Below are 5,853 nucleotides of genomic sequence, written 5' to 3' on the forward strand. Positions count from 1 at the left end.
GGTTCAGGCTGTACCCTGAGCCGAGCTCGCTTCTTCTCGAATGGGCCGAACCGATGCAGGCCCTGCATGAATGTCCTAATCGCGAGATAGCAGGCAGCTCGACATTATCCGCTTGAACCTGCAGCCACTCCAGGTCCTACAAGCCTTGCCTCTGAAGTAACCAGCCGGAGGCAGAGATGGTCTCATTCAAGCGAATTCGCGTCGTGACGGTCGGACAGCCGTGATGCGTCGTCATCTCGGACGAGCCCTGCTTTGGGCAGCGCTGGCCTTCGCTCTGGATCAGGTCACGAAATGGCTGATCCTCGATGTCGTCATGGTGCCGCCACGCCCGATCGAGATCGCCCCGTTCCCGATATCGCCATTTCGGCAGGGGTCGGACTGATGCTGCTCGCCGCCCTTCCGAGCGCTCAGCCGGCGCCGAAGCCGCGCACGTAAGCGTGATCGGGGCTTGATCCTGCTCCGGGGTCAGCCTGTAGGAAAGCGTTAACCTCGCTTCTTCACCTCCTGTCAGCCTTGATCATCCACGCTTCCCCGCATGTCCGCACGTCAACCTCGCCCGCTCCTCGCTCTCGCCCTCGCATTGGCGCTCGGTGCCGTTGCGCTGAGCGGCTGTGTCAGCGGCGAAGGCGACACGCGCCATCTCCAGCCCCTGCCGGCCCGTCTCGTGGCCGAGATGTCGGGCAAGGGCATGACGCAGGCCGACCCGATCCTGGTGCGCCTCTTCAAGCAGGAAAGCGAACTCGAAGTCTGGAAGAGGGATCGCAGCGGGCAATACGCTCTGCTCAAGACCTATCCGATGTGCCGMTGGTCAGGGCAGCTCGGCCCCAAGAAGCGCGAGGGCGACCGGCAGGCTCCGGAAGGATTCTACACCGTCACCGCGGACCTGATGAATCCGCGTTCGCAGTTCTACCTGTCCTTCAATCTCGGCTACCCCAACGCTCTCGAGCAGGCGCAGGGCTATACCGGTTCGGCCCTGATGGTGCATGGCGCCTGCACCTCGGCCGGCTGCTACGCGATGACGGATGAGGGCGTCACGGAAATCTACGGCCTGGCGCGCGAGGCCTTTGCAGGCGGACAGCGCAGCTTCCAGGTCCAGGCACTGCCCTTCCGCATGACGCCGCAGAACATGGCCCGCCATCGCAGCAACCCGAACATCGCCTTCTGGCGCAATCTCAAGGAAGGCTCCGACCATTTCGAGGCGACACGGCAGCCGCCGGCGCTCGCCGCCTGTGGCCGCCGCTATGTCTTCAATCCCGGTGCGGGATCTGGKCCCTTCAGCCCCGATGCACCCTGCCCTGCCTATGAGGTCGAGCCGACCATCGCCGCGGTCGTGGCGCAGCGCCAGGCCCGCGACGAGCAGCGCTTTGCCGAACTGGTCGGCCATGGCGTCCCAGCGATGAGCTACGCCTATCTCGATGGCGGCATGCACAGGAGCTTTCGCAGCCTCCTGCAGAAACTCGGGCCGGAACGGATGCAGACCATGGTMGCCGGCAAGATCGAGATCAGCCGGCCGGAAGCAGCGCTGGCCGATCCGTTCAACGGTGGCGATGATGCCGCCCAGGTCGAGACCACGGCCTCTCTCGCCAAACGATAACTTGCCAAACAATAGCTTGGCGAACACCGACGAGCCCGACATCAAGCATGCAAGCCCTCAAATTCATTCGCTATGGCGCCTGGCTCCTGGTCGCCGTTATTACCTTCGTTAGCGCTGCGATCCTGCTCGGCTGGTGGCAGGTCGACGGTCMCGGGCGCCCATCGGCGGAAACGACGACCGCCCAGGACATCGCTCAGGTCGGCGGCTCGTTCACGCTGGTCGACCATAAGGGAAGGGCCGTCACCGACGCCGATTTCCGCGGCAAGCCCGTGGCGGTGTTCTTCGGCTTCACCCACTGCCCGGAGGTCTGCCCGACGACGCTGCTCGATATGACCAACTGGCTTTCCAGGCTCGGCCCCGACGCGGACAAGCTGCAGATCCTGTTCATCACGGTCGATCCGGAACGCGACACACCGGAGCAGATGGCGCTCTACCTGCAGTCCTTCGATCCCCGGATCGTCGGCCTCTCCGGCAGTCGCGAGCAGGTCGATGCCGCGATCGGCGCTTACAAGGCCTATGCCAAGCGCATCCCGACCGAGAGCAGCTACACCATGGACCACACCGCGTCAGTCTACCTGATGGACACGCAAGGCCGGTTCAAGACCATGATCGACTATCATGAGGACGAAGCCACCTCGCTCGCCAAGATCAGGCGGGTCCTCGGCTAATCCATGCGCGGAAGGCGCGTGGTCAAGAGCCGGATCATCAAGGAAAATCCCGGCCCCTTGCGCTATGCTGCCATCGTTCCGATTCCGGGAAAGCGCCAGCGACCATGTCAGACAGCGACAGCCAGGACAGCGTCATTACGACGGGCCTGACCGTCCGGCTTTACGATGCGCTTTCACAGGCCATCGTCGCCGGTGAACTTGCGCCCGGCGAGAAGCTGAGCGAACCCGTCATCGCGCGGCGCTACGGCGCCAGCCGGGCGCCTGTGCGCGAAGCGATCCGCCGCCTCCAGGAGCGCGGGCTCGTCACCTATGTCGCCAATCAAGGCGTGCGCGTCGCCGAGCCCAGCGCCGCGGAGTTCCTCGCGCTGCTCGATGTGCGCGAGGCCACCGAGGGTATGGCCGCCCGCCTCGCCGCCGAGAATATGAGCGATGCGGAGATCAGGGCACTCGAAGAACTCGTGGCCGGCCATCGCGACGAGATCGAGCGCAATCCGCTCGGCGCCTATCTGCAGGACGAGCCCGAGGCGGATTTCCATCGGCGCATAGCCAACGGCAGCGGCAATCCGATCCTCGCCGAATTGCTGTGCGAGCAGTTCTATCCGCGGCTGCGCCTGTGCCGGCGTCTGCATTCGACCGTTCGGGGGCGTGGGCGCGAGGCCTGGCGCGAACATGTGCGCATCACCGAAGCTATCAGCCATCGCGACGGCGAGCTGGCCGAGATCCTGATGCGGCGACACATCCGCGCCGCCAGGACTGCCCTGCAGGCGGCGCTGTCCGCGGCCGAGGCGATCCGGCCGGCAAAGCGCCGCGCCGGAGCCAGCGACTAGCGCTCAGCCGGTGGAAATCGCGGGCTCGGTCTTCGGCCGCGACCGAAGCCGGACCAGGATCGGCGGTACGACCAGCACGAGAAGCGCGATGGAGAGCAGCGTCGTGGCGATTGGCGTGCTGACCAGCACGCCCCAGTCACCTTGGCTGACCGCAAGCGCACGCCGCAGCTGGATTTCGGCCTGCGGCCCGAGGATCAGACCGATCAGCACGGGCGCGATCGGGAAATCATAGACCCGCGCCACATAACCGATGAGTCCGAGGCCGCACATCAGCAGCAGGTCCATCCAGGAGGTCGACAGCCCCCAGACGCCGACCAGCGCGAAGACGACGATGCCGCCATAGATATAGTGCCGTGGGATCAGCAGTAGGCGCACCCAGATGCCGACCAGCGGCAGGTTGAGCACGAGCAGGATCAGATTGCCGATATAGAGAGACGCAATCAGGCCCCAGAGCAGATCGGGATTGGTCGCAAACAGCATCGGTCCGGGCTGCAGCCCGTAGTTCTGGAAGGCGGCGAGCAGCACCGCGGCCGTCGCCGTCGAAGGCAGGCCGAGCGTCAGCAACGGCACGAGAATGCCGGCTGCGGCCGCATTATTGGCGGCTTCCGGGCCGGCGACACCCTCGATCGCACCATGTCCGAACTCCTTCGGATGCTTGCTCAGGCGGCGCTCCAGTGCATAGGACAGGAAGGTCGGGATCTCCGTGCCGCCTGCCGGCAATGCGCCGATCGGAAAGCCGATGACGCTGCCCCGCAGCCACGGTTTCCAGGAACGTGCCCAGTCCTGCCGGGTCATCCAGCTCCCGCCCGATAGCGGGTTGATCGCCTCCGGCACGGAGCCGCTGCGGCTAGCCACATAGAGCGCCTCGCCGATCGCAAAAAGCGACACGAGCACGACGGTGAAGGAGACGCCATCGAGCAGTTCGAGCGTTCCGAAGACCATGCGTGTCTGCCCGGTCTGGGTGTCGATGCCGATCGTGCCCAGCGCCAGGCCGAAGAATAGAGCGGTGAAGCCACGCACCATCGACCGGCCCATCACCACGGCCACCGAGGTGAAGGACAAGACCATCAGGGCGAAATAGTCCTCCGGCCCGAAGACGAAGGCGAGTTCCGCGATTGCCGGCGCAAGAAAGGTCAAGGCCAGCGTGCCGATCGTACCCGCGACGAAGGAGCCGATCGCCGCCGTCGCGAGCGCAGCTGCGCCGCGCCCATTGCGAGCCATGCGGTTGCCTTCGAGCGCAGTCATCACCGCCCCACTCTCGCCGGGCGTGTTGAGCAGGATCGAGGTCGTCGAACCACCATAGAGGGCGCCGTAGAGGATGCCGGCGAACATGATGAAGGCCGAGGCGGGAGCGACCTGCGCCGTGACCGGCATCAACAGCGCGATGGTCAGCGCCGGCCCGATCCCGGGAAGCACGCCGACGGCGGTACCGAGCGCGCAACCGATCAGCGCCCAGAACAGGTTCATCGGCTGCAGCGCGACGGCAAATCCGCCGATCAGCTGGCTCAGGATATCCATGACTTCACCCAAGCAATGGCAGGAAGGGGCCAAGGCTGATGCCGAGGCGGGAGAAGCCGAACCACGCGACGCTGCCGAGCGTCGCTCCGACCGCGAGGTCGAGCCCGGTCCGGCGCGAGCCGAAGGCATGGGTCACCAGCGTGAAGGCAAGCATCGCGGTCAACGGGAAGCCGAGCCAGCGGATCGTCAGGAGCGGGATGCTCACCCCTGCCAGCGCGAGCAGGAAGGCCGAACGCGAAGGGGGCGCCTCCTCCTCCCCGTCTGGCGACGCGACGAGGTCCCCACGCATCGCCTGGGTGATCAGGATAACCCCAAGGACGGCCAGCCCCATTCCGACCGCCAGGATGATGGCCGCCGGCCCGACTCCGATATAGTTCGTGGTCGAGGCGATGCCGCGTGCACCGTTAAGCCACAGCGCCCCCATCGCGAGCACGCCAAGCCCCAGCCACCACGGGCGCGGCTTGCGGGGCGCATCCTGTCTGCTTGGATTGACCGACATCGTTCGGGCTCCTCGAGAACAAGCGTCGGGCCCGGCGCGCGACCAGCGGTCACGCGCCGGGCCGGCAGGCCGTCATTTCAGGATGCCGACTTCCTTGAGCGCGCTCGACCAGCTCGCATCCTCGGCCTTGAGGAAGGCAGCGAACTGGTCGCCCGGGAGGTAGGCGTCTTCCCAGCCCTGAGTCTTCAGCGTTTCCTTCCAGACCGGGGTCTGGTGCAGCTTGGCGAAGCGCTCGAGCCAGGTCTTCTTGGCTGCCTCGCTCATGCCCGGCGCACCGACGAAGCCACGCCAGTTGCCGATCTCGACCGGAATGCCAGATTCCTTCAGCGTTGGCGCATTGAGCCCGTCGACCCGCGTCGGGCCGGAGACCGCGATGATGCGGATACGACCGGTCYCCGCAAACTGACGGAATTCCGAGGCGCCGGAAATCGCTGCCTTGATCTTGCCGCCACCGAGAGCGGCCAGAATTTCTCCGCCCGAGAACGACACGAAATTGATCTTCGCGACCGGAGCCCCGGCATGCTTGGCGAGCAACGCCAGCATGACATGGTCCGCGCCGCCGGCCGAACCGCCGCCGACCGAGAGCGCGCCGGGATCAGCCTTCATCGCGGCGATGAAATCCTGAGGCGTCTTGATCGGCGAATTCGCGGGGACGGCGATCGCGTTGTACTCATTGGTCAAACGCAGCAGCGGAGTGGTGTCCTTCAGGGACACAGGCGTCTGATTGGTGATGACGCCGCCGACCAT

At 65.6% G+C, this 5,853-nt stretch carries 7 protein-coding genes; 4 read left to right on the forward strand and 3 right to left on the reverse strand.

Features of this window, described 5'->3' with window-relative positions; translation table 11 throughout:
* Positions 1 to 223: 223 nt before the first annotated feature.
* From AC1DJT_RS33605 to AC1DJT_RS33620, 4 genes are all read left to right on the forward strand, one after another.
* Entirely contained in the window at positions 224 to 382 is a 159-nt protein-coding gene (locus tag AC1DJT_RS33605; protein WP_476768119.1) for a hypothetical protein, read from the forward strand.
* Between the two features lie 153 nt (positions 383 to 535).
* On the forward strand, positions 536 to 1,594 hold the full coding sequence (locus AC1DJT_RS33610) for a L,D-transpeptidase family protein (protein ID WP_476768120.1): 1,059 nt from the start codon (positions 536 to 538) through the stop codon (positions 1,592 to 1,594).
* A gap of 47 nt (positions 1,595 to 1,641) precedes the next feature.
* On the forward strand, positions 1,642 to 2,262 hold the full coding sequence (locus AC1DJT_RS33615) for an SCO family protein (protein WP_476835776.1): 621 nt from the start codon (positions 1,642 to 1,644) through the stop codon (positions 2,260 to 2,262).
* 104 nt (positions 2,263 to 2,366) lie between these two features.
* The gene (locus AC1DJT_RS33620; protein WP_441505870.1) at positions 2,367 to 3,089 is read left to right on the forward strand and encodes a GntR family transcriptional regulator; all 723 of its coding nucleotides are present in this window, start codon (positions 2,367 to 2,369) and stop codon (positions 3,087 to 3,089) included.
* A gap of 3 nt (positions 3,090 to 3,092) precedes the next feature.
* On the opposite strand, the gene AC1DJT_RS33625 is transcribed toward AC1DJT_RS33620, so the two are convergent.
* The 3 genes from AC1DJT_RS33625 to AC1DJT_RS33635 all read right to left on the reverse strand — a co-directional run.
* Entirely contained in the window at positions 3,093 to 4,607 is a 1,515-nt protein-coding gene (locus AC1DJT_RS33625) for a tripartite tricarboxylate transporter permease (RefSeq protein ID WP_476768122.1), read from the reverse strand.
* Between the two features lie 4 nt (positions 4,608 to 4,611).
* Entirely contained in the window at positions 4,612 to 5,106 is a 495-nt protein-coding gene (locus AC1DJT_RS33630) for a tripartite tricarboxylate transporter TctB family protein (protein WP_476768123.1), read from the reverse strand.
* Positions 5,107 to 5,178: 72 nt separating this feature from the next.
* Positions 5,179 to 5,853: Bug family tripartite tricarboxylate transporter substrate binding protein (locus AC1DJT_RS33635; protein WP_476835777.1), on the reverse strand; the 675-nt coding region annotated here is incomplete at its 5' end.

Source organism: Allobosea sp. 05T422_2, from assembly GCF_056396265.1.

What these genes read in the sequence shown, in the direction of transcription:
- AC1DJT_RS33605 (WP_476768119.1), top strand. Translation starts at nt 224, where the DNA reads ATGCGTCGTCATCTCGGACGAGCCCTGCTTTGGGCAGCGCTGGCCTTC.
- AC1DJT_RS33620 (WP_441505870.1), top strand. Translation starts at nt 2,367, where the DNA reads ATGTCAGACAGCGACAGCCAGGACAGCGTCATTACGACGGGCCTGACC.
- AC1DJT_RS33625 (WP_476768122.1), bottom strand. Translation starts at nt 4,607, where the DNA reads ATGGATATCCTGAGCCAGCTGATCGGCGGATTTGCCGTCGCGCTGCAG.
- AC1DJT_RS33630 (WP_476768123.1), bottom strand. Translation starts at nt 5,106, where the DNA reads ATGTCGGTCAATCCAAGCAGACAGGATGCGCCCCGCAAGCCGCGCCCG.